Genomic DNA, 26,476 nt, shown 5'->3' on the forward strand with positions numbered 1-26,476 from the left:
GGCGCGGATGGACACGACCGTGCGCTGCCACGTCGCCCTGGGTGCCAACCTGGGTGACCTGCACGCCACGCTCGATGCCGCTTGCGCGGCCTTGCGCGAACAGCCCGGCTGCCGCTGGATCGGCGAGTCGGCGCGCTATCGCAGCGCGCCGATCGACTCGTCCGGACCCGAATACCTGAACTCGGTCGTCGCGCTGGACGTGCGCGACGACGACGCCCGCGCGCCCTGGCACCTGCTGGCCGCGCTGCAGGCGATCGAGGCGCGACACGGCCGCGAGCGCCCCTACCGCAACGCGCCGCGCACGCTCGACCTCGACCTGCTGCTGTGGGGCGACCGTGTCATCGACGATGCCGTGCTGACCGTGCCGCACCCGCGCCTGCACCTGCGGGCCTTCGTGCTCAGGCCGCTGCTGGACCTGGCGCCGGATCTCGTCCTGCCGGGCCTGGGTCGCGCGCGGGACCACCTCGACGCGGTGGCCAACCAGGCGATCGAGCGCTTGGCCTGAGGCCGTCCGGCGGCGCGGGTCCCGCGACCGCCTTCTTTCCGTCACGCCTTTTCGTCACGCGTTTGTCATGCTGCCCTGAGGCTGGATTGTTTCTGCCTGCCGACAGGGGCCGGATACACTCCCGCCCGCCAGAAATATGACTCGTTCGTGACTGTTTCCACCGACAACCCGTCGGAGCCGGACAGCACGGGCCGGAACCACGGAGCGTCCATGCTGTTCGGCAAATTGCTGCCCCGAGAGGGCAATTTCTTCGAGATGTTCAACGAGCACGGCCGGGCCATCGTCTCGGGCGCCCGCTCCTTCCAGGCCATGCTCAACGACTACGCCGACCCGATCCTGCGCGAGAAGTTTGCCGCCGAGGTCGACGGTGCCGAGCATGCGGCCGACAAGATCACGGCCGAGGTCAACCGGCTGCTGCACAAGACCTTCATCACGCCGATCGACCGCGAGCAGATCCACACGCTGATCAACACGATGGACGACATCCTCGACCTGCTGCAGGACACGACCGAGACGTTGTCGCTCTATGACGTGCGCCGCATCACCGAGGAAGTGATCCGCCTGGGCGACATCTCGGCCAAGTGCTGCGAGCGCGTCGCCCATGCGGTCAGCCTGCTGCCGCAGCTCTCCAAGAACGGCGTGGCCGAGGCCACGATCAAGACCTGCGAAGAGATCGACCGCCTGGAGTCGGACGCCGACCGGGTGATGCGCGCGGCCATGTCCAAGCTGTTCCGCGAGGAGCAGGACATCCGCGAGCTGATCAAGCTCAAGGCGATCTACGAGCAGCTCGAATCGATCTCCGACAAGTGCGAGGACGTCGCCAACCTGATCGAGGGCATCGTCCTCGAGAACTCCTGAGCGGCGGCACGCCATGGATGCTGTCCAGACCGGGTTCTGGGTCGTCGCGATGCTGGTGCTGCTGGCCATCGCGTTCGACTTCATGAACGGCTTCCACGACGCGGCGAACTCGATCGCCACCGTCGTGTCCACGGGGGTGCTCAAGCCCCAGCAGGCGGTGCTGTTCGCGGCCTTCTTCAACGTCATGGCGATCATGGTGTTCCAGCTCAAGGTCGCGGCGACCGTCGGCAAGGGCATCGTCGAACCGGGCATCGTTGACCAGCACGTGGTCTTCGGCGCGCTGGTCGGTGCGATCGTCTGGAACATCGTGACCTGGTGGTACGGCATCCCGTCGAGCTCGTCGCACGCGCTGATCGGCGGCATCGTCGGCGCCGTGATCGCCAAGGCGGGCGCGACGGCGTTGATCGGTGCGGGCATCTGGAAGACGGTGCTGTTCATCTTCGTCTCGCCCACGCTTGGCTTCCTGCTCGGCTCGCTGCTGATGGTGGCGGTGTCGTGGATCTTCAGGCGCATGCCGCCCAAACGCATCGACAAGTGGTTTCGCCGGCTGCAGCTGGTCTCGGCCGGCCTGTACAGCCTGGGTCACGGTGGCAACGATGCGCAGAAGACCATCGGCATCATCTGGATGCTGCTGCTGGCGACCGGTTATGCGTCGGCGAGCGACGCGATGCCGCCGTCCTGGGTGATCTGGTCGTGTTATCTCGCGATCGGCGCGGGCACCATGTTTGGCGGCTGGCGCATCGTCAAGACCATGGGCCAGAAGATCACCAAGCTCAAGCCGGTCGGCGGTTTCTGTGCCGAGACGGGCGGCGCGATGACGCTGTTCATCGCCACCGCGATGGGCGTGCCGGTGTCGACCACCCACACGATCACCGGCGCCATCGTCGGTGTCGGCTCGACACAACGCGCCTCGGCGGTGCGCTGGGGCGTGGCCGGCAACATCGTCTGGGCCTGGATCTTCACCATCCCCGCCTCGGCGGCGGTGGCGGCCGGCGCCTACCTCGTCAGCTTCAAGTTCTTCTGAGTAGGCCCAGCCCGCCGAGCCTCCTGCCGCCTCACTGGAGGTCGGCGGTGGCCTGCTCGGTGGCGCGGGTCGCCTCGCGCTCCAGTTCGAAGTAGCGCTGCAGGCTGAAGCTGATCACCGACAGCATGGCGGTCGCGCCGATCAGCAGCGCAGCAACGACGCCCATCACCGCCAGCCAGCCGGTGGGGCGGCTGCTTCCCGCGTCGGCGTTGTAGGTCGCGTTCCAGGCCTCGTCGGCGCGCAGGCCGTGGAAGATCGCGGTGCCCATCGCCACCACCAGCGACAGACCGCCCAGCGGCATCAGCACCCAGGCGAGGCGGTCATCCTGACCGAGTTCCATCACACGCTGCACGCCCAGCACGCCCAGGAACGTCAGCAGGGCGTGGACCCAGCCCCAGCTGTCGCGCAGGCTGCCGAGGTAGAAGCGGTGCAGCCCGAGCGGGCCACCGATGAGGGCAATCCAGGTGGCAAGGGTCTTGGACTTGGTGGGGATCATGGTCGGATGCACGGCTCGGTGGTTCCAGCAGAAGGTCCGTCAGTTTATAATCTTGGGTTTTCCGGTGACGGCTGATCGGTTCGTGTCGTGCAGACATGGTCCACGCAGCACGTATCTGACGGGGCCGGAAACGAGACGCACGAACGCACGGGTGACGCGCGACGGGTAACCGCCCGCCGAGCCCGATCGATGATCTGCTGGCCCGCGTGTCTCCCGGTCGAGCGGATCACCCCATGTAGACCCTGCAGGCTGCCTGTGCAGCCCTTGTCGCTCCGAAGCCTGCAGCCGGTCACTGACAGTCTGGACTACACCATGGTCGTGATTCGACTCTCTCGCGGCGGCTCCAAGCGTCGCCCGTTCTACAACCTCGTCGCCGCCAACAGCGCCAACCGCCGTGACGGCCGCTTCCTGGAGCGCGTGGGTTTCTACAACCCGGTCGCCCCCGAAGGCACCGAGGCCCTGCGCGTGGCGCTGGACCGTGTCGACCACTGGGTGGCCCACGGCGCTCAGCTGTCGCCCACGGTTGCCCGCCTGGTCAAGGAAGCCAAGGCCAAGGCCGCTCCGGCGGCCTGATCGGTCCGCTGTCGCCGCTGTCCTGAGCCGTTGCACGCCAGCCTTGCTGAACCCGTGACGCAGGACGACGACAGCACCCGCCCGGACGACCTCATCGAGGTCGCCCGGGTGATTGATGCCTGGGGCATCAAGGGCGCTTTCCGCGTCCAGACTTATGCAGCGGATCCGGAGGCGGTGTTTGCCTCGCGCCGCTGGTTCCTCGAACCGCCCGAAGGCAAGCCGGCCCGCCGCGATGGCCCGCCGCTGCCCCGCCTGCTGAAGATCACGCAGGCCCGCGAGCACGGCGAAGGCGTGGTCGCCAGCGCACAGGAAGTGCCCGACCGCAGCGCGGCCGAAGCCCTCAAGGGGGCGCGCATCTTCGTCTCGCGTTCGAGCTTTCCCGCCGCCCGCGAGGGCGAGTACTACTGGATCGACCTGATCGGCCTGGACGTCGTGAACCGCCAGGGCGAGTCGCTCGGCACCGTCGCCGACCTGCTCGACACCGGTCCGCACAGCGTGCTGCGGCTGCGCTACCCGTCCATCGACGAGAAGGGCGAGCCGGTCGACGGCGAGCGCCTGATTCCCTTCGTGGCCGCCTATGTCGATGCCGTCGAGATCGCCAACAGGCGCATCGTGGTCGACTGGGGCCTGGACTACTGACGCAGGACGCGTGACGCCGCCTCAAGGCGCCACATCCACCGCCATGCGCTTCGACGTCCTGACGCTGTTCCCCGAACTTTTCGAGCCCTTCCTGCACAGCGGCGTGACGCGTCGCGCCTACGAGAGCCGTCAGGTCGACGTGCGGCTGTGGCCATTGCGCGACTTTGCCGAGGACAACTACCGGCGCGTCGATGACCGGCCCTACGGTGGTGGACCTGGCATGGTGATGTTGGTCGAGCCGCTGGAGCGCGCGCTCGCGGCCGTCCGCGTCGACCAGGCCGAGCGTCTGCCCGTCATCCACTTCAGCCCGGCTGGCGCGCCGATGACGCAGGCCCGTGTGCGCGAGCTGGCCGAAGGGCCGGGCGCGGTGCTGCTCTGCGGTCGCTACGAAGGCATCGATCACCGCTTCATCGAACGCCACGTCGACGAAGAGATCAGCCTCGGTGACTTCGTGCTGTCGGGTGGCGAACTGCCGGCACTGGCCTTGCTGGATGCCGTCACGCGGCTGCAGCCGGGCGTCCTCAACGACGCCGCCTCGCACCAGCAGGACAGCTTCTCCGACGGCTTGCTCGACTGCCCGCACTACAGCCGTCCCGAGAAGCTGGGCGCGGCCGCCGCGGATGCCGTGCCCGAGGTGCTGATGTCGGGCCACCACGGCCGCATCGCCCGTTGGCGGCGGGAGCAGCAGCTGCTGGTCACCGCGCGCCGTCGCCCCGACCTGATCACCGCCGCGCGGGCCGCTGGCGGCTTGAGTGCGGCGGATGAGCGCTGGTTGCGCGAGAACGGGTTATAATTTTTGGCTTTGATCCTCTGCCGAGCTTTCCGTCCCGATTCCGGGACGCGCCGCTCGAAGGTGGGCCGGTTCCGAAAGTGTGGGCCGGCACGCTGCGGCCCCTTGTGTCGGCATGATCTTCTGGAGTGAACCCATGGATCTGATCCAACAACTTGAGCAAGAAGAGATTGCTCGCCTGAACAAGAACATCCCCGACTTCGCCCCGGGCGACACGGTGATCGTCAGCGTCAACGTCGTCGAAGGCACGCGCAAGCGCCTGCAGGCCTACGAAGGTGTCGTGATCGGCCGCCGCAACCGTGGCCTGAACAGCAACTTCATCGTCCGCAAGGTGTCGAGCGGTGAAGGCGTCGAGCGGACCTTCCAGCTCTACAGCCCGCTGATCGCCTCGATCGAAGTGAAGCGCCGCGGTGACGTCCGTCGCGCCAAGCTGTACTACCTGCGCCAGCGCAGCGGCAAGTCGGCACGCATCAAGGAAAAGCTGGCCTGATGCCGCCCACGCCGGCCCGTGGGTCGGCGTGCGATGTGCACGTGCCATGCTCACGTGGCATCGACCCCCTCCAAGACCGCCCACGGGCGGTCTTGTCACATCTGGCCTAAGCTTCCCGGATGTCTTCCCAGCCCCCCGGACTGATCCGCGACCCGCGCGGCATTCCCGTCATCGGCCATGACGACCACCTGCCGCCGGTTCCTGCAGACCGCCTCAGCGCCGATGCGCTGCGCCGTCGCCTTGCTTCCCCGCCGGCTTGGACCCCCGCCTTCGCCGGCGATGCAGCCCGCATCGGCCTGACGCGCGAACCTGCCCATGCCGCCGTGCTGGTCGCGCTGGTCGAGCGTGACGACGGCCTGCATGTGCTCCTGACGCGTCGCACCGATCACCTCAAGGACCACGCCGGCCAGATCAGCTTCCCCGGTGGCCGCACCGAGCCCGGCGAGCGCGATGCCGTCGAGACCGCTTTGCGTGAAGCCGAAGAAGAAGTCGGCCTGCAAGCGCGACACATCGAGGTGATCGGCCGCATGCCGGTCTACCGCACGGTCACGTCCTTCATCGTCACGCCGGTGATCGCGCTGGTGCGACCGACCTTCACCTTGCAGATCGACCCGCAGGAAGTGGCGGAGGCCTTCGAGGTGCCGCTGGCCTTCCTGATGACGCCGGCCCATCACCGCCGTCATCGCCATGAGGCTGATGGCCTGTCGCGCCAGTTCCTGTCCATGCCGTGGCAAGGGCGGGATGCCCAGGGCGAGGTGCGCGAGTACTTCATCTGGGGTGCGACCGCAGCCATGCTCCGCAACCTCTACCACCTGTTGTCGGCCTGAGACCTGCCGGAGGCCGCCGGTATCATTGCCGGATGAGTTTCCTCTCGGTCCTGCTCGCCCTCGTGATCGAACAACTGCGACCGTTGCCACAGGGCAATCCGGTCCATGAAGGTCTGGTGGCCTGGTCACGCTGGACCGGTCGCAACTTCGATGCTGGCCGTGAACACCACGCCTGGGTCGTCTGGGCCGTGACGGTTTCCGTGCCCGCCTTGCTGGTCTTCCTGGTGCATTGGGGCCTCTCGGAATTCAGCCTGCTGCTTGCGCTGGCCTGGGACCTGCTGGTGCTCTATCTGACACTGGGCTTCCGCCAGTTCAGCCACTACTTCACCGACATCCGCGACGCCCTCGAGGCTGGCCAGGAAGACCGCGCGCGTGAGCTGCTGCAGGCGTGGCGACACCTCGATGCCAGCGAGCTGCCACGCACCGAGCTGCTGCGCCACGTCATCGAACATGCGCTGATCGCGGCCCACCGCCATGTCTTCGGCGTGTTCTTCTGGTTCGTGCTCGGTTCGGCCCTGGGGCTGGGGCCGATGGGCGCGGTGCTCTATCGGATGTCGGCCTTCTGCGCGCGCTACTGGGCCTACAAGAGCCGCGTGCTCGGCGCGCCGACCAACGAGCGCTTGGCGCTGCGTTCGCAACAGGCGTTCGCGGTCATCGACCATGTGCCGACCCGCTTGACCGCTGCGGGTTTTGCGGTGGTCGGCAACTTCGAGGACGCCGTCGATTGTTGGCGCCGCCATGCCCGCCTCTGGCAGCAGGGCAACGATGGTGTGCTGCTGGCCGCCGCCGCTGGCGCGGTCGGCTTGTCGCTGGGTGGGCCGGCACCCGGCACCGGGGGACAGACGGCCGAGACCGCTCGCACGCTCGAGGCGGGCGCCGAACAGGTCATCGCCGAAGGCAGCACGCCCGGCGCGACGCCGCAGTTCCCGCACCTGCGCTCGGTCGTCGGCCTGGTCTGGCGCTCGGTCGTGTTGTGGATGCTGCTGCTGGCGCTGATGTCGCTGGCCAACCTGCTGGGCTGACCCAGCCGGCTGCGCAACGGCTCAAGGCGCTTGTGCGGCGTCCTTCAGCAGGGCGCGGATGTCGGAGTGGAACTCGCGCTGGTAGAGCACCCAGATCACCGTTGCGCTGCCCAGCGCAAACGCCAGCGGCGAGACGAACCACAGCACCGCCGCGAAGCTCAGGTAGATCGCCCGCAGGCCGTTGTTGAAGGTCTCCGCCGCCAACGCGACGATGCGTCCGGCGCGGTCGGCGAACTGCTTGCGCCGGGCGTCATCGGCCAGGTAGAGATCGCGGTCGGCCGCGGCGGCGATCACCAGCGCGACGAAGCCGTATTGCCGCATCGACCAGGTGAAGCGAAAGAAGGCGCTGACGAAGATGCCCGTCAGCAGCAACAGCTTGAGCTCGAACACCAGCGCGGTCGTGCGTGCCGCAAACGGCAGCTCGCGCACCAGGTCGCTGGCCTTGTCGGAGGTGCCCAGCGCCGCGATCAGGCCGCCGATGATGAAGATCGTTGTTGACGCGAAGAAGGCCGGCGAGCTCGACAGGTTCTGCAGCACCACGCCATCGAAGACGCGGTTCTCGCGCACGGCGGTCTGGTACATCCAGCGATGCCGGAACGCATCGGAGGCAGCCAGGAGCGAGCCGTCGATCTGGGCCCGGCGACGCGCGAACTGCACGTATCCGAGCCAGCAGGCGAAGAACCAGGCAAGCGCCAACCAGTCGGTCAGCGGCAAGAGGGCAAGGAAGTCGGCAGCGTGGGGCATGCGCTCACTCTAGCAAGGGCCATGCGCCAGACCCGTGCCTGCCTGTCGCGCTCAGGGCGCGAGGTCGAACACGAGCACTTCCGCGTCATGGCCGCCGGAGAGTTGCAGCGCGGTTTCACCATCGATCGCCAGCGCATCGCCCGCGCGCAGCGAGTGGCCGCTCACCTCGATCTCGCCGCGTGCCAGGAAGACGTAGCCCTTGCGGGCCGGATCGAGCGCAAGTTCGGCCGTCTCGTCACCGTCGAACAGGCCGATCCACAGCCGCGCATCGGCGTGCAGGCTGATGACGCCGTCGCCGGCCGCGTCGGCACTGTCAGCCGGCGCGGCAGCCAGGCGCAGGTGGCCGCGTCGCTGCTCGACTGGGAAGTCGCGTTGCTCGTAGCCCGGCGCATGGTTGGGCCGGTCCGGCAGCAGCCAGATCTGCAGGAAGTGCGTGCACGCCTGATGCGCGTGGTTGAACTCGCTGTGGCGCACTCCCGTGCCAGCGGTCATGCGCTGGACCTCGCCCGGGCGGATCGAGGCGCCGTTGCCCATGCTGTCCTTGTGCGCCAGCTCGCCCGACAGCACGTAGCTGACGATCTCCATGTCCCGGTGGCCGTGGGTGCCGAAGCCGGTGCCCGGGGCGATGCGGTCCTCGTTGATGACGCGCAGGTTGCCCCAGCCCATGCGGGCCGGGTCGAAGTAGTCGGCAAACGAGAAGCTGTGCTGGCTGCGCAGCCAGCCGTGGTCGGCCAGGCCACGTTGTTCGGATCGATGCAGGGCGAACATGGGGCTCTCCAGTGAGGCGTCGATCATGACAAGGCGGGCCGCGCTCAGGTCTGAACGGGCGTGATGGCATCATTCAAGCGGCTTGAAGGGAGCCCCTTCAGCACCCGTCCTTCCGCCCGACCAGACCCCAACGCCATCACCGTGACCGCGCCCCAACGCCGCTTGGCCCTGACGCCCGAAGCCCTCGAGATGATGGACACCATCGCGCGCACCGGCAGCTTTGCCGCCGCCGCCCGGGAACTCGGCAAGGTGCCGTCGGCACTGACCTACAGCGTGCGCCAGCTCGAAGAAGCGCTCGACGCGCTGCTGTTCGATCGCCGCTCGCGCCAGGCCCAGCTCACCCCCGCCGGCCACGAGCTGCTGCGCGAAGGCCGCCGCCTGCTGCAGCAGATCGACGCGGTCGCCAACCGGGTTCAGCGCGTGGCCACCGGCTGGGAGGCCGAGCTGGCCATCGCGGTCGACAACATCATCGCGCCGGCCGCACTGTTCGACCTGATCGACGCCTTCTACGCCCAGACCATCGAGCCGATCCGCGATGCCGTGCCCGAACGTGTGGGCACGCAGGCCGGCGCCGGCGCCTCGCCGCTGTCGACCTGTCCACCCACCCGCATGAAGCTGCGCAGCGAGGTGCTGGCCGGGACCTGGGAGGCGCTGGTGACCGGCCAGGTCGACCTCGCCATCGGCGTCGCGCCCAAGGCCACGGCGCTGGACGACATCCAGACCGCCTCGCTCGGGGATCTGCACATGGTGCTGGCCGTCGCGCCGCATCACCCGCTGGCGCGCGAGACGCAGCCGATCAGCTCCGAAACCATCGCCCGCCACCGCATCGTCGCCATCGCCGACACCGCCCAGCGCTTCGAGCCGGTCACCGTCGGTGTGCAGGCCGGGCAGGACGTGCTGACCGTGCCTTCGCTGGCCGCCAAGGTCGAGGCCCAGCTGCGCGGCCTGGGTTGTGGCCGCCTGCCCGAGAACCTCGTGCGCCGCCATGCCGAGGCCGGCCGGCTGGTCGTGCTGCAGACCGAGGAGAGCACCCGCGAGATCCAGCTGCACTACGCCTGGCGGCGCAGCGCCGCCCAGGGCCGCGGCCTGTCCTGGTGGCTGGCCCAGCTCGAACGACCGGCGACGCGCAAGGCGCTGCTCGAACAGCACGCCGGCCTGGTCCTGTGAGCCTGGCGGGTCAGGTGCGCGGCCGTTTTGCGCCGTCGCCGACCGGGCCCCTGCACGCCGGCTCGCTGGTCGCCGCGCTGGCTTCCTGGTTGGACGTTCGCACTCGCGGCGGCGTCTGGCTGGTCCGCATCGAGGACGTCGACCTGCCACGCTGCAGCCCCGCAGCGGCCGACGAGATCCTGCGCCAGCTGGCCAGCTGTGGCCTGGTCAGCGACGAGCCGCCCTGGTGGCAATCGCGGCGCGACCTGGCCTATGCAGCAGCCCTGGAGCGCCTCGTCGACAACGGTCTTGCCTATCCCTGCGCCTGCACCCGCAAGGACATCGAACAGGCGGCTGCGCAGGCCGGCTGGGTTCATGCTCGACACGGCGATCGTCCCTATCCCGGCACCTGCCGGCCGGAACGCGGCGGTCTGGCGGGGCGTCCGGAGCGAGCCTGGCGTCTGCACACCGGCCGGGCCGCTGGCGCCGAGGCGGTCGACTGGACCGACCGCCGGCTCGGCCCGCAACGGCAGGATGTCCAGGCCACCGTGGGCGACGTCGTGCTGCGCCGTGCCGACGGGCTGTGGGCCTACCAGCTGGCGGTCGTGGTCGACGACGCCGAGCAGGGCATCACCGACGTCGTGCGGGGCGAGGATCTGGCCGACAACACCGCCCGCCAGATCCTGCTGCAGCGTGCGTTGGGCCTGGCCACGCCGCGCTACCTGCACACGCCGCTGGTGCTGGCGGCCGACGGCGCCAAGCTGTCCAAGCAGAACGGCGCGGCCGCGCTGGATCTTGCCGACCCTGCGCAGGCATTGCGCGCTGCGGCGGGCGTGCTGGGCCTTCAACTGGACCTCGCGCCATCGGCGAGCCTGGGCGACACGCTCGCCGCTGCGTGCGCGGCTTGGCGTGCCCGGCGCTGGCCCGACTGAAACTTGCGCATCCGATGTCGTCCGGCGGCGAGTTACAGCCGGGCACGGTGGCATCATCGCGCCCTCTTTTTTCAGCGATGAAGGGCGCCCCATGATCACCACCGCCAGTGGCCTGCAGTACGAAGACACCGTCGTCGGCAGCGGCAGCACCGCGACCGCCGGTCAGCAAGTGACCGTGCACTACACCGGCTGGCTGCACGACCCGACCAAGGCCGACGGCCGTGGCCGCAAGTTCGACTCCAGCAAGGACCGCGGCCAGCCCTTCCGCTTCAACCTCGGCGCCGGCATGGTGATCCGTGGCTGGGACGAAGGCGTCGCCGGCATGCAGGTGGGCGGCACCCGTGTGCTGCAGATCCCCGCCGAGCTGGGCTATGGCGCCCGTGGCGCCGGTGGCGTGATCCCGCCGAACGCCACGCTGGTGTTCGAGGTCGAGTACCTGGGCGGCTGATCGCTGCGGGCTGCGGCCCGCCAGCCGGGTCGGCCCCTGATCCCGACCCGCCGCATGTTTGAAGGCCCGATGGCGACACCGCCATCGGGCCTTTTTGTTGGCGGCACGCTGAGCGGTGGTCGGCGGCAAAGGCGTCGCTTCTATAGTCTCGATCAATTATGAGAATGACTTGATAGCCGAGATCGAACTAAGCTGGTCGCCTGATGTCACCACCGCCCAGGAGTTCGCCATGACCGACGCTTCCAAATGCCCCTTTGCCGCCGCGCACGGCGCCCGCACCAGCGCCGGTGCCCAGTCCAATCGCGATTGGTGGCCGCAAGGCCTGAACCTGAGGATCCTGCGCCAGCACCCGACCTCGGCCAATCCAATGGACGCCGGCTTCGACTACGCCGCAGCCTTCCGCACGCTCGACCTCGCCGCCGTCAAGCGTGACCTGACCGCCCTGATGACCGACTCGCAGGACTGGTGGCCGGCCGACTGGGGCCACTACGGCGGCCTGTTCATCCGCATGGCCTGGCACAGCGCCGGCACCTACCGCATCAGCGACGGCCGTGGCGGCGCCGGCAATGGCAGCCAGCGCTTCGCGCCGCTCAACAGCTGGCCCGACAACGGCAACCTCGACAAGGCACGCCGGCTGCTCTGGCCGATCAAGCAGAAGTACGGCAACAAGCTCTCCTGGGCCGACCTGATGATCTTGGCCGGCAACGTCGCGCTCGAATCGATGGGTTTCAAGACCTTCGGCTTCGCCGGTGGCCGGCCCGACATCTGGGCGCCCGAGGAAGACATCTACTGGGGCCGCGAGGCCGAATGGATGGGCGACCAGCGCCACAGCGGCGAGCGCCAGCTCGAAAACCCGTTGGGCGCCGTCCAGATGGGCCTGATCTACGTGAACCCGGAAGGCCCGAACGGCCGGCCTGACCCGCTCGCATCCGGCCGCGATGTGCGCGAGACCTTCGCCCGCATGGCGATGAACGACGAAGAAACCGTTGCGCTGGTGGCCGGCGGCCACACCTTTGGCAAGGCCCACGGCGCGGGCGACGCCAAGCTGGTCGGCCCTGAGCCCGAAGGCGCGCCGATCGAGGAAATGGGCCTCGGCTGGAGGAACGCCTACGGCACCGGCAAGGGCCTGCACACCACCACCAGCGGCATCGAGGGCGCCTGGAAGCCCAACCCGACGCGCTGGGATTCGGGTTATTTCGACATGCTGTTCGGCTATGAGTGGGAACTGGTGAAGAGCCCCGCCGGCGCCTGGCAATGGCTGGCCAAGGACGTGCGCGAGGAACACCTGATCCGCGATGCCCATGACCCCTCGCTCCGGCACCGTCCGATGATGACCACGGCCGACCTGTCGCTGCGCTTCGACCCGGTCTACGAGCCGATCTCGCGCCGCTTCCACCAGGACCCGCAGGCCTTCGCCGATGCTTTCGCCCGCGCCTGGTTCAAGCTCACCCACCGCGACATGGGCCCGCGCGCCCGCTACCTCGGCCCGGACGTGCCGGCCGAGGTGCTGATCTGGCAGGACCCGGTGCCGCCGGTCGACCATGCACAGGTCGATGCCGCCGACGTCGAGGCCCTCAAGCGCGACATCCTGGCGACCGGCCTGGGCGTGTCGGCGCTGGTGCGCGCGGCGTGGGCCAGTGCCTCGACCTTCCGCGGATCGGACAAGCGCGGCGGGGCGAACGGCGCGCGCATCCGGCTGGCGCCGCAGAAGGACTGGGCCGTCAACGACCCGGTTGAACTCGCGCAGGTGCTGACGCACCTTGGCCAGGTCAAGGCCACGTTCGACGGCGCTGCGAGCGGCGGCAAGCGGGTCTCTCTGGCCGATCTGATCGTGCTGGGCGGCGCCGCAGCCATCGAGGACGCCGCACGCCGCGCCGGTCACGCCGTGACGGTTCCCTTCACGCCGGGCCGCACCGACGCCACGCCCGAGCAGACCGACGCCGCCTCCTTCGCCGTGCTGGAACCGCAGGCCGACGGCTTCCGCAACCACGCCAGTGCCGACCTCGCCGCCGTCGCCGAACACCACCTGCTCGACCGCGCCCAGCTGCTGACGCTGAGCGCACCCGAGATGACCGTGCTGGTCGGCGGCCTGCGTGCGCTCGACGCCAACACCGGCGCCTCCCGCCACGGCGTGCTGACGACCCGGCCGGGCACCTTGACCAACGACTTCTTCGTCCACCTGCTCGACCCCGCCACCGCCTGGCGCCCGACGGCCGAGGTCGGCCTCTACGAAGGCGTGGACCGCAGCAGCGGCACCCCGCGCTGGACGGCGACCCGCGTCGACCTGGTCTTCGGCTCGAATTCGGAGCTGCGCGCCCTGGCCGAGGTCTACGCCAGTGACGACAACCACACCAAGTTCGTCAGCGACTTCGTGGCGGCCTGGGGGAAGGTCATGGCGCTGGATCGGTTTGATCTGGGGTTAGGGCAAGGGTCTGCCGTTGATTGAACGGCCACCCGCAGCGTCGACCAGGGAACGGTGACCGCCGGACCCGGCACGGCCGTGCCAGCCAGCTGGAGGAGTGCCCAAGAACAACGCCCAAGAAAAAAGCCCAAGTGAATCAATCACTTGGGCTTCATCTTGGCGGAGAAGGAGGGATTCGAACCCTCGATACGGGGGTACCGTATACCGGATTTCGAGTCCGGCGCATTCGACCACTCTGCCACCTCTCCTGGTGTCTGCGCCGATCGTTGTCCTGCGGGGCAGGGCTTCGATCGTCCCCTTGCGGCGGGTCTCTACCGCAAAGAGGCCGGAGTATAGACGACGAATTCGGCGTCGATCAACCGCTCCGGCGCCGGGTTCAGGCGGCGGCGAGGCGCTCCAGGCCGCCGAGGTAGGGGCGCAGGGCGGCCGGGATGGTGATGCTGCCGTCGGCGTTCTGGTGGTTCTCCAGCACGGCCACGAGGGCGCGGCCGACCGCCAGGCCCGAGCCATTGAGGGTGTGCACGAACTCGTTCTTGCCCTGCGCGTTCTTGTAGCGGGTCTGCATGCGGCGGGCCTGGAAGGCCTCGCAGTTGCTGCACGAACTGATCTCGCGGTAGGTGTCCTGGGCCGGCAGCCAGACCTCGAGGTCGTAGGTGCGGGCCGCGCCGAAGCCCATGTCGCCGGTCGACAGCAGCATGACGCGGTAGGGCAGCTCCAGCGCCTGCAGGATGGCCTCGGCGTGGCCGACCATCTCTTCGAGCGCGGCGTCGCTCTGTTCGGCGGTGGTGATCTGGACCATCTCGACCTTGTCGAACTGGTGCTGGCGGATCATGCCGCGGGTGTCGCGGCCGGCCGAGCCGGCTTCCGAGCGGAAGCAGGGGCTGTGGGCGGTCAGCTTGATCGGCAACATGTCGGCCGCCAGGACCTGCTCGCGCACGCTGTTGGTCAGCGAGATCTCCGAGGTCGAGATCAGGTACTGCTCGGGCTGGCTTTCGTCACCGCCGCGCGAGACCCAGAACATGTCTTCCTTGAACTTGGGCAGCTGGCCGGTGCCTTCGAGCACCTCGCGGTTGACGATGTAGGGCGTGTAGCACTCGGTGTAGCCGTGTCGGCCCGATTGCACGTCCAGCATGAACTGCGCGAGCGCGCGGTGCAGCCGCGCGACCGGGCCTTTGAGGAACGAGAAGCGCGAGCCGGCCAGCTTGGTGCCGGTCTCGAAGTCCAGGCCCAGTGGCGCGCCCAGGTCGACGTGGTCCTTGACCGCGAAGTCGAAGGCGCGCGGCGTGCCGATGCGTCGAACCTCCTGGTTGGCGGCCTCGTCATGACCGATCGGCACGCCGGCTTGCGGCAGGTTGGGCACGTGCATCAGCATGTCCGACAGCTCGGCCTGGATCTGGTCAAGCCGCTCGGCGCCGGTCTTGAGCTCGTCGGCCAGGCCGCCGACCTCGGCCATCAGCGCGCTGGCGTCGCCGCCCTTGCCCTTGAGGGCACCGATCTGCTTGCTCAGCGCGTTGCGGCGGGCCTGTAGCTCCTCGGTGCGGGTCTGGATGGTCTTGCGTTCGCCCTCGAGCGCGCGGAAGCGCTCGGCGTCTAGGAAAGGTTGCGGGTTCTTGCGCGTGGCCAGGCGTTCGAGCACGGCGTCGAGGTCGCGGCGCAGCAGGGTGATGTCGAGCATGGGAGGTCTTTCTGGATCGGCACGGCACGCGCGCCGTCGTGGCGTCGCGTGCCGTCGTGTCGGGGATCGGCCGTTGCGGCCGCAGGCGAGGACAGGCGGGTGCGGTGCAGCGTCAGGATCGGGACGATGCGGCAGCGGCGGCCTCGGCCATCGACCGGTCGCCCAGGCCCAGCGGCAGCGGGAACTCGATCGTCTCCTCGACGCCGGGCATGGTGCGCACGCTGGTGGCACCGAGCGCGCGCAGGCGCTCGATCACCTGCTGCACCAGCAGCTCGGGCGCCGAGGCACCGGCGGTCAGGCCGACGCGCTGGCGGCCCTCGAACCATTCAGCCTTGAGCTCGCTGGCGTTGTCGACCATGTAGGCGGCGGTCTCGCGCCGCTCGGCGACCTCGCGCAGGCGGTTGCTGTTCGAACTGGTCGGGCTGCCGACGACGATCAGCACGTCGACCTCGGAGGTCATCAGCTTGACCGCGTCCTGCCGGTTCTGGGTGGCGTAGCAGATGTCCTGCTTCTTGGGCTCGCGCACCAGCGGGAAGCGGGCCTTGACGGCGGCCAGGATGCTGGAGGCGTCGTCCACGCTCAGCGTGGTTTGTGTCACCACCGCCAGCCGTTCGGGCTGTCGCACCTGGACACGCGCGACGTCCTCGACGTCCTCGACCAGGTAGATGCCGTCGTCGAGCTGGCCCATCGTGCCTTCGACCTCGGGGTGGCCCTTGTGGCCGATCATGATGAATTCGTAGCCCTCGCGGCGCAGCTTGGCGACCTCGACGTGGACTTTGGTCACCAGCGGGCAGGTGGCGTCGAAGATCTGGAAGCCGCGTTGCGCCGCTTCCTGCCGCACGGCCTGGCTGACGCCATGGGCGCTGAAGACCAGCGTGGCGCCGGCCGGCACATCGGCCAGATCCTCGATGAAGATGGCGCCCTTGGCCTTCAGGTCGGCGACGACGTAGGTGTTGTGCACGATCTCGTGGCGCACGTAGATCGGCGCGCCGAAGCGGGTCAGGGCGCGCTCGACGATCTCGATGGCACGGTCGACGCCGGCACAGAAGCCGCGCGGCTGCGCCAGCACGACCTCCTGCAGCGCGACGGTCTGGACGGGCGAGGCCGGCGCGGTCATCACAGCACCCCGATCAGCCGGACCTCGAAGGTCACGGCCTGGCCGGCCAGCGGATGGTTGAAGTCGAACAGGGCCCAGTCGTCCTCGGGCGGGCTGACCTCGCGCACCACGCCGGCGTAACTGCCTTGACCATCCGGCGTGGGGAACTGGACGACGTCGCCGACGTGGTACTCGGCGTCCGGGTCACCCAGCTCGCGCAGCATGGCCAGCTTGACCCGCTGCAGCAGCTCGGGGTTGCGCTGGCCGAAGGCGATGCCCGGGGCCAGCGTCAGCGTGGTGTGGGTGCCTTCTTCCAGACCGAGGAGCTGGGCCTCGATGGCGGGCGCCAGCTCGCCGGTGCCGAGCGACAGCGTCGCGGGCTTTTCGTCGAAGGTGTTGACGATGTCGGCGCCGTCGGGGCCGGCCAGACGGTAATGCAGGGTCAGGAAAGAACCCGGTTGGACCTGAGGCACGCGTGTGTTCCTGTGTTCGGTAGACTGACCGTGATTTTAGGTGCGCCGCCCGCGCCGACGGACTGGAAGCCCCGATGAAAGACCTGCCCGCCGCGCTGCGACCGCGCGAAAAGCTCCTGGCCTTCGGCCCCGCTGCTCTGGGCGACACGGAGTTGCTGGCCCTGCTGCTGCGCACCGGCCTGCCGGGCAAGGGCGTGCTGGAGTGGTCCCACGAGCTGATGACACGGTTCGGCGGACTGGCCGGCCTGCTGGGCACCGACAGCGTGGCGCTCAAGGGCGTCAAGGGCCTGGGCCCGGCCAAGCGGGCGGAGCTGCAGGCGGTGCTGGAGCTTGCGCGTCGGGCCATGCGTGCCGACCTGGTCAGCGAACCGGTGTTCGACAGTCCTGACAAGGTCCGTGACTTCCTGCGCCTGCATCTGGGCCACCTCGACCATGAGGTCTTCGGCGTGATGTTCCTCGACATCGGCCATCGCCTGCTGGCCTATGAGCCGATGTTCCGCGGCAGCGTCTCGCAGGCCAGCGTCTATCCGCGCGAGGTGGCCCGGCGCTCGCTCGCACTGAACGCGTCGGCGGTGATCCTGGCGCACAACCACCCGTCCGGTCGCTGCGAGCCCTCGACGGCCGACGAGGTGCTGACGCGCCGTCTGATCGATGCGCTGGCGCTGGTCGACGTGCGCGTGCTGGACCACCTGATCGTCGGTGGCCGACAGGTCACGAGCTTCGCCGAGCGGGGCTTGCTGTGAGCCGTCAGGGGGGCCGGGGCTGGTGCGATCTGGCCGACCTGAAGGCCCTGATGAAAGAGGCCCAGGCGCGCCGCGAGGCCGAAGAGCGCGCCGCCGAACTCGCCCGCCAGCAAGAGGAAGCCCGCCGCCGCGAGCAGGCGCTGTTCCTGCACACGCTGCGCGAGACGCTGGGCACGGTCACACCCATGCCGCCGACCGGGCTGGCGGACCTGGCGCGGCCGCGCCCGGCACCCGAGCCACTGCAGCGCGAGCGCGACGACCGGCTGGTGCTGAAGGCCTCGCTGTCCGACGAGTTCGACCCCGAGACGCTGATGGAGACCGACGACCAGCTGTCGTTCCGACGTCTGGAGCTCGGGCCGGACGTGCTCAAGAAGCTGCGGCTGGGCCGCTGGACGGTGCAGGGCCAGATCGACCTGCATGGCCTGACGCGCGACCACGCCCGCGAGGCGCTGGCGCAGTTCCTGGCCGACGCCGGCAAGCGCGGCTGGCGCTGCGTTCGCGTGGTCCATGGCAAGGGACTGGGCTCACCGGGGCGCGAGCCGGTGCTCAAGGGCAAGGTGCGCAGCTGGCTGGTGCAGCGCCAGGAGGTGCTGGCCTTCACGCAGGCCCGTGGACCGGACGGCGGGGCCGGCGCGTTGATCGTGCTGCTGGCCGGATCGCTGGGGCGCGCCCAGCGCCAGCAGCGGCGGCGGGCCGAGGCGGCGCGGGGTGAGCGGGCGTCCGGTTGACGCGGCGGCAGGCGTTCTCTTCCCAGGCGCCCTCTTCCCAGGCGTCCACGTCCCCGGCTTCAGCCGCCCTTGTTCCGCATCCAGTCCGCCGTGTTGAAGAAGCTCTCGTCCAGCCGGGCGATCAGGGTCGGGTCCAGGGCCGTCTCGGTCATCGCCTGGTGCATGCAGGCCAGCCACTGGTCGCGTTCACGGATGCCGATGGGGAAGGGCAGGTGGCGGGCCCGCAGGCGCGGGTGGCCGTAACGTTCGACGTAGTGTTGCGGGCCACCCAGCCAGCCGCACAGGAACATGAACAGCTTGTCGCGCGCGACGTCCAGCGTGCTGCCGTGCACCGCGCGCAGTTCGCGGTAGCCGGGCTCCAGGTCCATCAGGTCGTAGAAGCGGTCGACCAGGGCGCGAACCTGGGCCTCGCCGCCGACCCATTCGAAGGCGGTGGCGGGCTTGGACTTGTCGGTGCTCGTGTCCGTCGTGTCCGTGTTGGTGTTGGGGTTGGGGTTGGGGTTCGTGTCGTCGTCGTTCATCGGTGCGGAGGTTCAGCGCGTCGCGAGGGCCGGCAGTTTGCCCGCAAGCTGGGCGATCGCGAGCGCCGCCGGGCAACCCGGGTAGTTCATGACCATCAGCTGGCGGCGCTGGACCGACTGGCGCACCGAGTTGTCCGACGGGATCTCGCCGACGTAGTTCAGCCGCACCGCATGGCCCTCGGGCCGCTGCACGAAGCGGTCGATCACGCTCTGCAGCTGCTGGGCGACGTTGCGGCCTTCGCCCAGGCGCTGGGTCTGGTTGACGACCAGCTGGATCGCCTCGCGCCCCTGCTGGATCGCCAGCACCTTGATCGTGGCGTAGGCATCGGCCATCGCGGTCGGCTCGGGGGTGGCGATGACCAGCACCTCGTCGGCCAGCGAGACCGCGAACAGCACCACGTCCGAGATGCCCGCGCCGGTGTCGAGCAGGACCCGGTCGTAGCGCGGCCTGACCTTGGCCAGCACAGCCACCAGCTGCTCGCGCACCTCCGGCGTCAGGTGTGAATATTCGACCAGGCCGGAGCCGGCCAGCAGCACATGGAAGCCGCCGGGCGCCTCGACCAGCGCGGCTTCGAGCGCGACCTTGCCGGTGAAGACATCGTGCAGCGTCGCGCGCGGTTGCAGGTTGAGCACCACGTCCAGGTTGGCCAGGCCCAGGTCGGCGTCGATGACGAGCACCCGTTCGCCACGGCGTGCCAGGGCGGCGGCCAGGTTGGCCGAGACCATCGTCTTGCCGACGCCGCCCTTGCCGCTGGTGACGGCGGTGATGCGCGCCTGCGTGCGGCTGGCGGCGTTGGCGGAGGCGGCTGCGGCGGCCAGCGGCGAGGGTGTCGAGGTCGGGATCGGGGCGGTCATGGCGCGGAAGTCTCGGATTCGGGCGGGTAGGTTGACGGCGACGCGCCCAGCAACATGCCGCGTTCGGCTGCGCTCACATCGGTCTGCATGGGGGTTTCCAGACAGGTCCGGTTGCGGCCCTCGTCCTTGGCCCGGTAGAGCTGCTGGTCGGCCCGTTCGAGCCAGATCGTGCGCGACGAGCGCACCCATTGCGGTGCGTAGGCACCTCCCACGCTGACGGTGACCTGCACGTGACGGCCCTGGCCGATCGGGATGGCCATGGCCTCGATGTTGCGGCGCACCCGCTCGGCGACCATGTGGCCGAAGGCCGGCGGGCAGTTGGGCAGCACGGCGCCGAATTCCTCGCCGCCGAGCCGGGCCACGCTGTCCATCGGCCGCACGCTGTCCTGCAGGCCATGCGCGATGGCCTGGATCACCAGGTCGCCCACGGCATGGCCCCAGGTGTCGTTGATGCGCTTGAAGTGGTCGATGTCGAACAGCAGCAGCACGGCAGGCTCGCCGGAACGGGCGACGCGGTCGACCTGCTGCTCCAGCGCGGACTCGAACTCGCGCCGGTTGGGCAGGCCGGTCAGCGGGTCGCGGCTGGAGAGGTTGCACAGCCCGTCGACCAGGCTCTGCATCCAGGTTGGCGAACCCACCTTCGCGTCGACTGGGAAGCGATGACCGCTGCGTTCGAGCAGGCGCAGCGCGAGGTCGAGCTGCAGCGTGCCGCTCGCCACCGCGATCGGCGGCGTGGACAGCGGGCTGGTGTGGGCGTCGAAGTCGCCGTAGCCGGTCGGGTAGTCGAAGGCGCCGACGACGCTGTCGCCGCCGCCGCCTTCGAAGGCGGGGCCTCGGCTGTCGAGGTATCCGGGGGACGTGTTCTTGGCGTTCACGTGGACGTCGGCTGGAGGGCGGGTGATGCGTGGCGGGCGGCTGTTGGGGTCCTGCCTCGCACCTGCATTGCTTGGGTTCAGTCTACGACAGGCCCATTTCGCACCCGAACTGGAAATGGGCACGTTTCACGCCTCAACTCCGGCCGTGGTGCGCCGGTCACGGCCGACACACTGGTTGCGTGGCGATGCGGCCATGGCGCCAGCTGCCGCTGCCCGTCTGCCGTTTGTCGCCTGCCGTATGCCGTCTGCCTTCCTCCACGCCTGCCAGCCCGCCCGCCGTCCATGTCCATCTCCGATCTGACCGCCGCTCCGGACCTGTCGCTCGACGCCCAGGCGCGTGAGTTCACCTTTGACAGCCGGGATTTCCAGCGCGTGCGCGAACTGATCCACCAGCGCGCCGGCATCAGCCTGCACGAGCACAAGCAGGCGATGGTCTACAGCCGCCTGTCGCGCCGCTTGCGCGAGACCGGCCACCGCAGCTTCTCGTCCTACCTGCAATGGCTCGAAGCTGCGGCGGGCGACAGCGGTGACCGCGAATGGCAGCAGTTCGTCAACTGCCTGACCACCAACCTGACGTCCTTCTTCCGCGAGGAACACCATTTCCCGGTGCTGACCGAGGTGCTGCGCAACCTGGCTGGCCCGGGCGGGCGCACGCCGATCCGCATCTGGTGCAGTGCGGCCTCGACCGGCGAGGAGCCCTATTCGATCGCGATGTGCGTGCTGGAGGCGCTGGGCAACAACCCGGCGGTCAGCATCATGGCCAGCGACATCGACACCCAGGTGCTGACGACGGCGCAGCGTGGCGTCTACGCCCACGACGCACGTGGCCTGAGTCCGGAGCGCCTCAAGCGCCACTTCATGCGCGGCACCGGCAACAACGCCGGCTACATCCGCGTGCGACCCGAGTTGAACAAGCTGATCGACTTCCGCCCCTTCAACCTGATGAGCCCGAACTGGGCGCTGGGCGAGCCCTACGACATCGTGTTCTGCCGCAACGTGATGATCTATTTCGACGCCCCGACCCAGCGCCGCGTGCTTGAACGCATGCATGCGGTGATGAAGCCACGCGGCCACCTGTTTGTCGGCCATTCCGAGAACTTCACCGACTCGCGCGACCTGTTCCAGCTGCGCGGCAAGACGGTCTATCAGAGGGCCTGAGCACCATGGCTTCACTCGCCGGCGCCTCGTTCGCCACACCCCATCCTCCTTTTGTCGCAGGGCCTTCGATGAGCAACTTTTCCGCCCCGGCTCGCCCCTCGCCGCCCCGCAGCAGCCGCATCGAGCAGCTGCGCCACCAGTCTCGCAAGCCAGGCGAGGCGTCGTTCTTCTTCTACGACGCCTTCTTCAAGGCTGACGCGGTCAAGGTCTTGCCGGGCGAATACTTCGTGCACGACGAGGACCTGCTGATCCTGACCACGCTCGGCTCGTGCATCGCCGCCTGCCTGTGGGACCGCAACGCGCGGGTCGGTGGCATGAACCACTTCATGCTGCCCGATGCCGGCCAGGGCGCGACCGACGGCGGGCGCTACGGCTCCTATGCGATGGAACTGCTGATCAACGAACTGCTCAAGCGCGGTGCCACGCGCGGCACGCTGGAGGCCAAGGTGTTCGGTGGCGGCGCGGTGATGAGCGGCATGACCAGCCTCAACGTTGGCGAGCGCAACACCGCCTTCGTGCTCGACTATCTGGCCACCGAGCGCATCCCGGTGGTCTCCAAGGACGTCCTCGACATCTACCCGCGCAAGGTCTGCTTCTTTCCGGCCAGCGGCAAGGCGATGGTCAAGCGGCTGGCGCCGACCAGCGTCGACGCCGTCGTGGCGACCGAACGCGACGCGGCCCAGAAGGCCCGCTCGGCGACCACGGTGGGCGGCAGCGTGGACCTGTTCTGAACCGGCCCGACGACCCCTCGAACAACGAACGACAAAGGAGTGGCCATGCCCAAGACGCGCGTGGTGGTGGTCGACGATTCGGCCCTGGTCCGCAGCATCCTGACGGAGATCATCAACCGCCAGCCCGACATGAGCTGTGTCGGTGCCGCTGCCGACCCCTATGCGGCGCGCGAGATGATCCGCAACCTGGATCCGGACGTGATCACGCTGGACATCGAGATGCCCCGCATGGACGGCCTGGACTTCCTCTCCAAGCTGATGCGACTGCGGCCCATGCCGGTGGTGATGGTCTCGACCCTGACCGAGCGCGGCGCCGAGGTCACGCTGCGGGCGCTGGAACTCGGTGCGGTCGACTTCGTCGCCAAGCCCAAGATCGGCATCAGTGACGGCATACGCCAGCTGGCCCAGGAGATCACCGACAAGATCCGCATCGCCGCCAAGGCCCGTGTGGCGCGCCACCTCAGCGCGCCGCCCAGCGCCTTGCCGAACCCCGATGGCAACGCGACAAACGCCAGCGAAGGCTTTGCGACGCCACCTGCCCCGGTGAGCGCGCTGGGGCGCTTGTCGACCGAAAAACTGATCTTCATCGGCGCCTCCACCGGCGGCACCGAGGCCACCCGCGAGGTGCTGATGGCCATGCCGGCCGACGCGCCGGCGGTGCTGATCACCCAGCACATGCCGCCGGGCTTCACCAAGAGCTATGCGGCCCGGCTGGACAGCCTGTGCCGCATCGCGGTCAAGGAAGCGGTCGACGGCGAACGGGTCTTGCCCGGCCACGCCTACCTCGCGCCGGGCGGCTTTCACCTGTCCATCGAGCGTTCGGGCGCGAACTACATCGCCCGCGTCACCAGCGAGGAGCCGGTCAACCGCCACCGGCCCAGCGTCGAGGTGCTGTTCCTGTCGGCCGCCCGTGTGGCTGGGCGCAACGCCATCGGCGTCATGTTGACCGGCATGGGGGCGGACGGCGCCCGCGCGATGAAGGTCATGCGCGATGCCGGCGCCTACAACGTCGCCCAGGACGAGGCCAGCTGCGTCGTCTTCGGCATGCCGCGCGAGGCCATCGCGGCCGGCGCCTGCCACGAGGTGCTGCCGCTCAAGCGCATCGGCACCCACCTGATCGAGCACCTGCGCTCGACCTCGGGCGTGGCGCTGTCGCGGGTCTGAGGCCCAGGCGGCGGGCCACCGCGATCAGGCCAGGAACATCTCCTGCAGATCGCTCAGGAAGTCGAAGCCGCGGGCGGTCGGCGTGACGCTTGACCAGTCCCGCGTGATCAGGCCGTGCTGCTCGGCCTTGGCCAGGCCGGCTTCGATCGCCGACATCGGCAAGCCCGTGCGTTCGGCCAGCAGCGACAGTGGGAAGCCGTCGCGCAGGCGCAGCACGTTGAGCATGAACTCGAAGGGCAGGTCGGCGCGTGCGACCTCGTGCTCGTTGGACGTCGCCGTGCCGCGCAGCGCCTCGTCCATGTAGCGGGCGGGCTCGCGCCATTTCACCTGTCGCAGCACCCGGTGCGGGAAGCTCAGCTTGCCGTGCGCGCCCGCGCCGATGCCCAGGTAGTCGCCGAAGGACCAGTAGTTCAGGTTGTGGGCGCAGCGGTGACCGGCCTTCGCATAGGCCGAGACCTCGTAGCGCTGCAGCCCGGCTGCGCCGGTCATCGCGGCGATCTGGTCGAGCATCTCGGCGGCCAGGTCGTCGTCGGGCACGCTCGGAGGCGCGATCGCGAAGCGCGTGTTCGGCTCGATCGTCAGGTGATAGACCGACAGGTGCGGCGGCTGCAACGCCAGCGCGGTCGCCAGGTCCTCGGCCTGCTCGGCCAGCGTCTGACCGGGCAGGGCATACATCAGGTCGAGGTTGAAGGTCTCGAAGGAAGCAGCGGCTTCTTCGGCCGCCGCCAGCGCCTGGGCCCGGTCATGGACCCGGCCCAGCGCCTGCAGGTGGCGGTCATTGAAGCTCTGCACGCCGATCGACAGCCGGGTCACGCCGGCGGCCCGGTAGGCGCGGAAGCGTTCGCGCTCGAAGGTGCCGGGGTTGGCCTCCAGCGTGATCTCGGCATCCGGGATCAGCGGCAGGCGGGCGCGGATGTCGCTGACCAGTCGGCCCACGGCGTCGGGCGAGAACAGACTGGGCGTGCCCCCGCCAATGAAGACCGAGACGACCGGCCGGCCCCAGACCAGTGGCAGCGCGGCCTCCAGGTCGGCCACCAGCGCGTCGAGGTAGCGCTGTTCGGGCAGGCCGGCGCCAGCGGCCAGCTCATGCGAGTTGAAGTCGCAGTAGGGGCACTTCTGCAGGCACCAGGGCAGGTGCACATAGAGCGCCAGGGGCGGCTGCGCCGTCAAGTTGAGCGTGCCCGCGCGCAGGAAGTGGTCGGCGACGGCGGCATTCAGGGCGGCCGGACCGGTGGACCCGGTGGACCCGGTGATGTCCTGCGGCGCGGCAACCAGCGGCGGCAAGGCCGCGCGCGGGCGGTCGGGATCGGCCATGGTCAGCCCCGTGGATGCAGCAGGTGGGACCAGGCCGCATCGAGCTGACGCAGCATCTCGGCGGCGGCCAGCGCGCGGTGGCTGTGGGCGTTCTTGACGGCGCTGTCGAGTTCGGCCGCACTGGCACCGAGCGCCGGGATCCACATCAGCGGGTCGTAGCCAAAGCCCCCCGCGCCGCGCGCACCGGTCAGGATCTGGCCGGGCCAGCGGCCGAAGGCGACCAGCGGCTCCGGGTCGTCGGCGCTGCGGACCGCGACCAGCGTGCAGACAAAACGGGCGCTGCGCGCGGCGGGCTCGTGGCGGTCCGCCAGCGCGGTCAGCAGCTTGGCGTTGTTGGCGGCGTCCTGACGGGCGCGCAGGGCTTCGCGATCGTCGACGGCGACGACGTTCGCCAGGTCGGCCGCCAGTTCTGCGTAGTGCGCCGAATAGACGCCGGGCGCGCCGCCCAGCGCGTCCACGCACAGCCCCGAGTCGTCGGCCAACGCCGGCAGGCCGCTGGCGGCGGCCGCGTGACGGGCCTTGGCCAGGGCGTTTTCCAGGAAGGTGTGGTGCGGCTCTTCGGCCTCGGCGATGCCCAGCGAGCCCTGCGTCACCAGTTCGACGCCGGCCGGCGCCAGCAGCGCGCCCAGTTCCTTGAGCTTCTTGGCGTTGTTGGACGCCAGCACGACCTTCAGCCTCATCAGAGCCCCAGCGCGCGCTTCTGCGCCTGCACCAGGTCGACGATGCCTTGGCGCGCCAGCTCGACCAGCGTGTCCATCTGCTCGCGGGTGAAGGGCGCCCCTTCGGCGGTGCCCTGCAGCTCGACGAAGCCGCCGGCCCCGGTCATCACGACGTTCATGTCGGTGTCGCAGGCCGAGTCCTCGACGTATTCCAGGTCCAGCAGCGCGACGCCGTCCAGCAGGCCCACCGAGATCGCCGCGACGTGTTCGCGGATGGGGCTGGCGCTCAGCTTGCCGGCGGCCAGCAGGCTCTCGACCGCATCGTGCGCCGCAACGAAGGCGCCGGTGATGGCTGCCGTGCGCGTGCCGCCGTCGGCCTGCAGCACGTCGCAGTCCAGCGTGATCGTGCGTTCGCCCAGGGCGGCGAGGTCGAACACCGCGCGCAGCGAGCGACCGATCAGGCGCTGGATCTCCTGCGTGCGGCCGGTCTGCTTGCCCTTGGCCGCCTCGCGCTGGCTGCGGGTGTGGGTGGCGCGCGGCAACATGCCGTATTCGGCTGTGACCCAGCCTTCGCCGCTGCCCTTCTTGTGCGGCGGCACCCGCTCCTCGACGCTGGCGGTGCACAGCACGCGGGTGTCGCCGAACTCGATCAGCACCGAGCCCTCGGCGTGTTTCGTGTAGCCACGGGTGATGCGCACCGGGCGTAGCGCGTCGGCCGCGCGGCCGTTCGGACGGGTGGAGGTCATGTCGTGATTCTCGGGAGTGAGCAGCCCAGCGGCCGCTGAAGGGAACAGCGCGCC

General features: G+C 69.3%; 30 protein-coding genes and 1 tRNA gene. 18 read left to right on the top strand and 13 right to left on the bottom strand.

Annotated features, from left to right (window positions below):
* The first annotated feature begins 7 nt into the window (after window positions 1-7).
* The 3 genes from folK (at window position 8) to EV685_RS15710 (ending at window position 2,387) form a co-directional block, all read left to right on the top strand.
* The gene (folK, locus tag EV685_RS15700; protein WP_130482997.1) at window positions 8-505 is read left to right on the top strand and encodes a 2-amino-4-hydroxy-6-hydroxymethyldihydropteridine diphosphokinase; all 498 of its coding nucleotides are present in this window, start codon (window positions 8-10) and stop codon (window positions 503-505) included.
* Window positions 506-715: 210 nt separating this feature from the next.
* Window positions 716-1,363 carry a DUF47 domain-containing protein gene (locus tag EV685_RS15705; RefSeq protein WP_130482998.1) on the top strand — a complete coding sequence of 216 codons (648 nt, stop codon included), beginning with the start codon at window positions 716-718 and terminating at the stop codon, window positions 1,361-1,363.
* Between the two features lie 13 nt (window positions 1,364-1,376).
* Window positions 1,377-2,387 (top strand): inorganic phosphate transporter, encoded by a 1,011-nt coding sequence (locus EV685_RS15710; RefSeq protein ID WP_130482999.1) that lies wholly within the window; start codon window positions 1,377-1,379, stop codon window positions 2,385-2,387.
* Between the two features lie 31 nt (window positions 2,388-2,418).
* Here the strand turns inward: EV685_RS15710 and EV685_RS15715 are convergent, their stop codons facing one another.
* On the bottom strand, window positions 2,419-2,883 hold the full coding sequence (locus EV685_RS15715; protein ID WP_130483000.1) for an NINE protein: 465 nt from the start codon (window positions 2,881-2,883) through the stop codon (window positions 2,419-2,421).
* 312 nt (window positions 2,884-3,195) lie between these two features.
* Between EV685_RS15715 and rpsP the strand changes: the two genes are divergently transcribed.
* From rpsP to EV685_RS15745, 6 genes are all read left to right on the top strand, one after another.
* Window positions 3,196-3,456: a 30S ribosomal protein S16 gene (gene rpsP / locus EV685_RS15720; protein WP_130483001.1), complete on the top strand. Its 261-nt coding sequence runs from the start codon at window positions 3,196-3,198 to the stop codon at window positions 3,454-3,456.
* Between the two features lie 54 nt (window positions 3,457-3,510).
* Complete coding sequence (gene rimM / locus EV685_RS15725; RefSeq protein ID WP_130483002.1) at window positions 3,511-4,095, top strand: ribosome maturation factor RimM; 585 nt, start codon at window positions 3,511-3,513, stop codon at window positions 4,093-4,095.
* Between the two features lie 43 nt (window positions 4,096-4,138).
* Complete coding sequence (trmD, locus tag EV685_RS15730; RefSeq protein WP_130483003.1) at window positions 4,139-4,888, top strand: tRNA (guanosine(37)-N1)-methyltransferase TrmD; 750 nt, start codon at window positions 4,139-4,141, stop codon at window positions 4,886-4,888.
* A gap of 133 nt (window positions 4,889-5,021) precedes the next feature.
* Window positions 5,022-5,375 (top strand): 50S ribosomal protein L19, encoded by a 354-nt coding sequence (gene rplS, locus EV685_RS15735; RefSeq protein ID WP_130483004.1) that lies wholly within the window; start codon window positions 5,022-5,024, stop codon window positions 5,373-5,375.
* A gap of 119 nt (window positions 5,376-5,494) precedes the next feature.
* A complete protein-coding gene (locus EV685_RS15740) occupies window positions 5,495-6,202 on the top strand; it encodes an NUDIX hydrolase (protein ID WP_130483005.1) in 708 nt (235 codons plus the stop codon).
* A gap of 32 nt (window positions 6,203-6,234) precedes the next feature.
* Window positions 6,235-7,224 carry a CobD/CbiB family protein gene (locus EV685_RS15745; protein WP_130483006.1) on the top strand — a complete coding sequence of 330 codons (990 nt, stop codon included), beginning with the start codon at window positions 6,235-6,237 and terminating at the stop codon, window positions 7,222-7,224.
* A 21-nt stretch (window positions 7,225-7,245) separates the two neighbouring features.
* Here the strand turns inward: EV685_RS15745 and EV685_RS15750 are convergent, their stop codons facing one another.
* Together EV685_RS15750 and EV685_RS15755 are read right to left on the bottom strand one after the other, a co-directional pair.
* Window positions 7,246-7,968, bottom strand: coding sequence for a DUF599 domain-containing protein (locus EV685_RS15750; RefSeq protein WP_130483007.1), 723 nt, complete (start codon window positions 7,966-7,968; stop codon window positions 7,246-7,248).
* A gap of 51 nt (window positions 7,969-8,019) precedes the next feature.
* Complete coding sequence (locus EV685_RS15755; protein ID WP_130483008.1) at window positions 8,020-8,736, bottom strand: pirin family protein; 717 nt, start codon at window positions 8,734-8,736, stop codon at window positions 8,020-8,022.
* A 189-nt stretch (window positions 8,737-8,925) separates the two neighbouring features.
* Here EV685_RS15755 and EV685_RS15760 point away from each other — a divergent pair, with 189 nt between their 5' ends.
* The 4 genes from EV685_RS15760 (at window position 8,926) to katG (ending at window position 13,708) form a co-directional block, all read left to right on the top strand.
* Window positions 8,926-9,903: a LysR family transcriptional regulator gene (locus EV685_RS15760; RefSeq protein ID WP_242615650.1), complete on the top strand. Its 978-nt coding sequence runs from the start codon at window positions 8,926-8,928 to the stop codon at window positions 9,901-9,903.
* 2 nt (window positions 9,904-9,905) lie between these two features.
* Window positions 9,906-10,814: a tRNA glutamyl-Q(34) synthetase GluQRS gene (gene gluQRS, locus EV685_RS15765; RefSeq protein WP_130483370.1), complete on the top strand. Its 909-nt coding sequence runs from the start codon at window positions 9,906-9,908 to the stop codon at window positions 10,812-10,814.
* A 91-nt stretch (window positions 10,815-10,905) separates the two neighbouring features.
* Window positions 10,906-11,262: an FKBP-type peptidyl-prolyl cis-trans isomerase gene (locus tag EV685_RS15770; protein ID WP_130483010.1), complete on the top strand. Its 357-nt coding sequence runs from the start codon at window positions 10,906-10,908 to the stop codon at window positions 11,260-11,262.
* Between the two features lie 229 nt (window positions 11,263-11,491).
* The gene (gene katG / locus EV685_RS15775) at window positions 11,492-13,708 is read left to right on the top strand and encodes a catalase/peroxidase HPI (protein ID WP_130483011.1); all 2,217 of its coding nucleotides are present in this window, start codon (window positions 11,492-11,494) and stop codon (window positions 13,706-13,708) included.
* A 133-nt stretch (window positions 13,709-13,841) separates the two neighbouring features.
* Here the strand turns inward: katG and EV685_RS15780 are convergent.
* The 4 genes from EV685_RS15780 to EV685_RS15795 form a co-directional block, all read right to left on the bottom strand.
* A tRNA-Ser gene (locus EV685_RS15780) sits at window positions 13,842-13,932 on the bottom strand.
* A 128-nt stretch (window positions 13,933-14,060) separates the two neighbouring features.
* Window positions 14,061-15,359, bottom strand: coding sequence for a serine--tRNA ligase (gene serS / locus EV685_RS15785; protein WP_130483012.1), 1,299 nt, complete (start codon window positions 15,357-15,359; stop codon window positions 14,061-14,063).
* A gap of 112 nt (window positions 15,360-15,471) precedes the next feature.
* Window positions 15,472-16,476 (bottom strand): 4-hydroxy-3-methylbut-2-enyl diphosphate reductase, encoded by a 1,005-nt coding sequence (ispH, locus tag EV685_RS15790; protein WP_130483013.1) that lies wholly within the window; start codon window positions 16,474-16,476, stop codon window positions 15,472-15,474.
* Entirely contained in the window at window positions 16,476-16,928 is a 453-nt protein-coding gene (locus EV685_RS15795) for an FKBP-type peptidyl-prolyl cis-trans isomerase (protein WP_130483014.1), read from the bottom strand. The genes ispH and EV685_RS15795 overlap by 1 nt, the downstream gene beginning before the upstream one ends.
* A 74-nt stretch (window positions 16,929-17,002) precedes the next feature.
* Between EV685_RS15795 and radC the strand changes: the two genes are divergently transcribed.
* Complete coding sequence (radC, locus tag EV685_RS15800) at window positions 17,003-17,671, top strand: RadC family protein (protein WP_130483015.1); 669 nt, start codon at window positions 17,003-17,005, stop codon at window positions 17,669-17,671.
* A 50-nt stretch (window positions 17,672-17,721) separates the two neighbouring features.
* Window positions 17,722-18,399, top strand: coding sequence for a Smr/MutS family protein (locus EV685_RS15805; RefSeq protein WP_130483016.1), 678 nt, complete (start codon window positions 17,722-17,724; stop codon window positions 18,397-18,399).
* Between the two features lie 59 nt (window positions 18,400-18,458).
* Here EV685_RS15805 and EV685_RS15810 read toward each other — a convergent pair whose 3' ends face one another.
* The 3 genes from EV685_RS15810 to EV685_RS15820 are packed head-to-tail and all read right to left on the bottom strand — an operon-like array spanning window position 18,459 to window position 20,650.
* Window positions 18,459-18,920, bottom strand: a complete 462-nt coding sequence (locus EV685_RS15810) for a group II truncated hemoglobin (protein ID WP_130483017.1) — start codon at window positions 18,918-18,920, stop codon at window positions 18,459-18,461.
* Between the two features lie 12 nt (window positions 18,921-18,932).
* Entirely contained in the window at window positions 18,933-19,775 is an 843-nt protein-coding gene (locus tag EV685_RS15815; RefSeq protein WP_130483018.1) for a MinD/ParA family protein, read from the bottom strand.
* Window positions 19,772-20,650, bottom strand: a complete 879-nt coding sequence (locus EV685_RS15820; RefSeq protein ID WP_242615625.1) for a GGDEF domain-containing protein — start codon at window positions 20,648-20,650, stop codon at window positions 19,772-19,774. The genes EV685_RS15815 and EV685_RS15820 overlap by 4 nt, the downstream gene beginning before the upstream one ends.
* Window positions 20,651-20,932: 282 nt before the next feature.
* Here EV685_RS15820 and EV685_RS15825 point away from each other — a divergent pair, with 282 nt between their 5' ends.
* From EV685_RS15825 to EV685_RS15835, 3 genes are all read left to right on the top strand, one after another.
* A complete protein-coding gene (locus tag EV685_RS15825; RefSeq protein ID WP_130483019.1) occupies window positions 20,933-21,808 on the top strand; it encodes a CheR family methyltransferase in 876 nt (291 codons plus the stop codon).
* Between the two features lie 68 nt (window positions 21,809-21,876).
* Entirely contained in the window at window positions 21,877-22,539 is a 663-nt protein-coding gene (cheD, locus tag EV685_RS15830; protein ID WP_207224848.1) for a chemoreceptor glutamine deamidase CheD, read from the top strand.
* Window positions 22,540-22,584: 45 nt separating this feature from the next.
* Window positions 22,585-23,703 (top strand): protein-glutamate methylesterase/protein-glutamine glutaminase, encoded by a 1,119-nt coding sequence (locus tag EV685_RS15835; RefSeq protein WP_130483021.1) that lies wholly within the window; start codon window positions 22,585-22,587, stop codon window positions 23,701-23,703.
* A 24-nt stretch (window positions 23,704-23,727) separates the two neighbouring features.
* On the opposite strand, the gene hemW is transcribed toward EV685_RS15835, so the two are convergent.
* The 3 genes from hemW to rph are packed head-to-tail and all read right to left on the bottom strand — an operon-like array spanning window position 23,728 to window position 26,422.
* Complete coding sequence (hemW, locus tag EV685_RS15840) at window positions 23,728-25,017, bottom strand: radical SAM family heme chaperone HemW (protein WP_130483022.1); 1,290 nt, start codon at window positions 25,015-25,017, stop codon at window positions 23,728-23,730.
* A 2-nt stretch (window positions 25,018-25,019) separates the two neighbouring features.
* Complete coding sequence (gene rdgB / locus EV685_RS15845; protein ID WP_130483372.1) at window positions 25,020-25,691, bottom strand: RdgB/HAM1 family non-canonical purine NTP pyrophosphatase; 672 nt, start codon at window positions 25,689-25,691, stop codon at window positions 25,020-25,022.
* Window positions 25,692-25,696: 5 nt separating this feature from the next.
* Window positions 25,697-26,422: a ribonuclease PH gene (rph, locus tag EV685_RS15850; protein WP_130483023.1), complete on the bottom strand. Its 726-nt coding sequence runs from the start codon at window positions 26,420-26,422 to the stop codon at window positions 25,697-25,699.
* Window positions 26,423-26,476 lie beyond the last annotated feature (54 nt).

This window comes from Sphaerotilus mobilis (assembly GCF_004216565.1).
GTDB lineage: Bacteria > Pseudomonadota > Gammaproteobacteria > Burkholderiales > Burkholderiaceae_C > Sphaerotilus > Sphaerotilus mobilis.

Excerpts from the sequence above, each read along its gene's own strand:
- EV685_RS15745 (WP_130483006.1), top strand. The coding sequence starts at position 6,235 with ATGAGTTTCCTCTCGGTCCTGCTCGCCCTCGTGATCGAACAACTGCGA.
- EV685_RS15710 (WP_130482999.1), top strand. The coding sequence starts at position 1,377 with ATGGATGCTGTCCAGACCGGGTTCTGGGTCGTCGCGATGCTGGTGCTG.
- radC (WP_130483015.1), top strand. The coding sequence starts at position 17,003 with ATGAAAGACCTGCCCGCCGCGCTGCGACCGCGCGAAAAGCTCCTGGCC.
- EV685_RS15835 (WP_130483021.1), top strand. The coding sequence starts at position 22,585 with ATGCCCAAGACGCGCGTGGTGGTGGTCGACGATTCGGCCCTGGTCCGC.
- EV685_RS15805 (WP_130483016.1), top strand. The coding sequence starts at position 17,722 with ATGAAAGAGGCCCAGGCGCGCCGCGAGGCCGAAGAGCGCGCCGCCGAA.
- EV685_RS15715 (WP_130483000.1), bottom strand. The coding sequence starts at position 2,883 with ATGATCCCCACCAAGTCCAAGACCCTTGCCACCTGGATTGCCCTCATC.
- EV685_RS15740 (WP_130483005.1), top strand. The coding sequence starts at position 5,495 with ATGTCTTCCCAGCCCCCCGGACTGATCCGCGACCCGCGCGGCATTCCC.
- ispH (WP_130483013.1), bottom strand. The coding sequence starts at position 16,476 with ATGACCGCGCCGGCCTCGCCCGTCCAGACCGTCGCGCTGCAGGAGGTC.
- folK (WP_130482997.1), top strand. The coding sequence starts at position 8 with ATGGACACGACCGTGCGCTGCCACGTCGCCCTGGGTGCCAACCTGGGT.
- rpsP (WP_130483001.1), top strand. The coding sequence starts at position 3,196 with ATGGTCGTGATTCGACTCTCTCGCGGCGGCTCCAAGCGTCGCCCGTTC.
- EV685_RS15755 (WP_130483008.1), bottom strand. The coding sequence starts at position 8,736 with ATGTTCGCCCTGCATCGATCCGAACAACGTGGCCTGGCCGACCACGGC.
- serS (WP_130483012.1), bottom strand. The coding sequence starts at position 15,359 with ATGCTCGACATCACCCTGCTGCGCCGCGACCTCGACGCCGTGCTCGAA.
- EV685_RS15770 (WP_130483010.1), top strand. The coding sequence starts at position 10,906 with ATGATCACCACCGCCAGTGGCCTGCAGTACGAAGACACCGTCGTCGGC.
- cheD (WP_207224848.1), top strand. The coding sequence starts at position 21,877 with ATGAGCAACTTTTCCGCCCCGGCTCGCCCCTCGCCGCCCCGCAGCAGC.
- EV685_RS15705 (WP_130482998.1), top strand. The coding sequence starts at position 716 with ATGCTGTTCGGCAAATTGCTGCCCCGAGAGGGCAATTTCTTCGAGATG.
- hemW (WP_130483022.1), bottom strand. The coding sequence starts at position 25,017 with ATGGCCGATCCCGACCGCCCGCGCGCGGCCTTGCCGCCGCTGGTTGCC.
- EV685_RS15750 (WP_130483007.1), bottom strand. The coding sequence starts at position 7,968 with ATGCCCCACGCTGCCGACTTCCTTGCCCTCTTGCCGCTGACCGACTGG.
- trmD (WP_130483003.1), top strand. The coding sequence starts at position 4,139 with ATGCGCTTCGACGTCCTGACGCTGTTCCCCGAACTTTTCGAGCCCTTC.
- EV685_RS15760 (WP_242615650.1), top strand. The coding sequence starts at position 8,926 with ATGATGGACACCATCGCGCGCACCGGCAGCTTTGCCGCCGCCGCCCGG.
- katG (WP_130483011.1), top strand. The coding sequence starts at position 11,492 with ATGACCGACGCTTCCAAATGCCCCTTTGCCGCCGCGCACGGCGCCCGC.
- rph (WP_130483023.1), bottom strand. The coding sequence starts at position 26,422 with ATGACCTCCACCCGTCCGAACGGCCGCGCGGCCGACGCGCTACGCCCG.
- EV685_RS15815 (WP_130483018.1), bottom strand. The coding sequence starts at position 19,775 with ATGACCGCCCCGATCCCGACCTCGACACCCTCGCCGCTGGCCGCCGCA.
- EV685_RS15810 (WP_130483017.1), bottom strand. The coding sequence starts at position 18,920 with ATGAACGACGACGACACGAACCCCAACCCCAACCCCAACACCAACACG.
- EV685_RS15825 (WP_130483019.1), top strand. The coding sequence starts at position 20,933 with ATGTCCATCTCCGATCTGACCGCCGCTCCGGACCTGTCGCTCGACGCC.
- rplS (WP_130483004.1), top strand. The coding sequence starts at position 5,022 with ATGGATCTGATCCAACAACTTGAGCAAGAAGAGATTGCTCGCCTGAAC.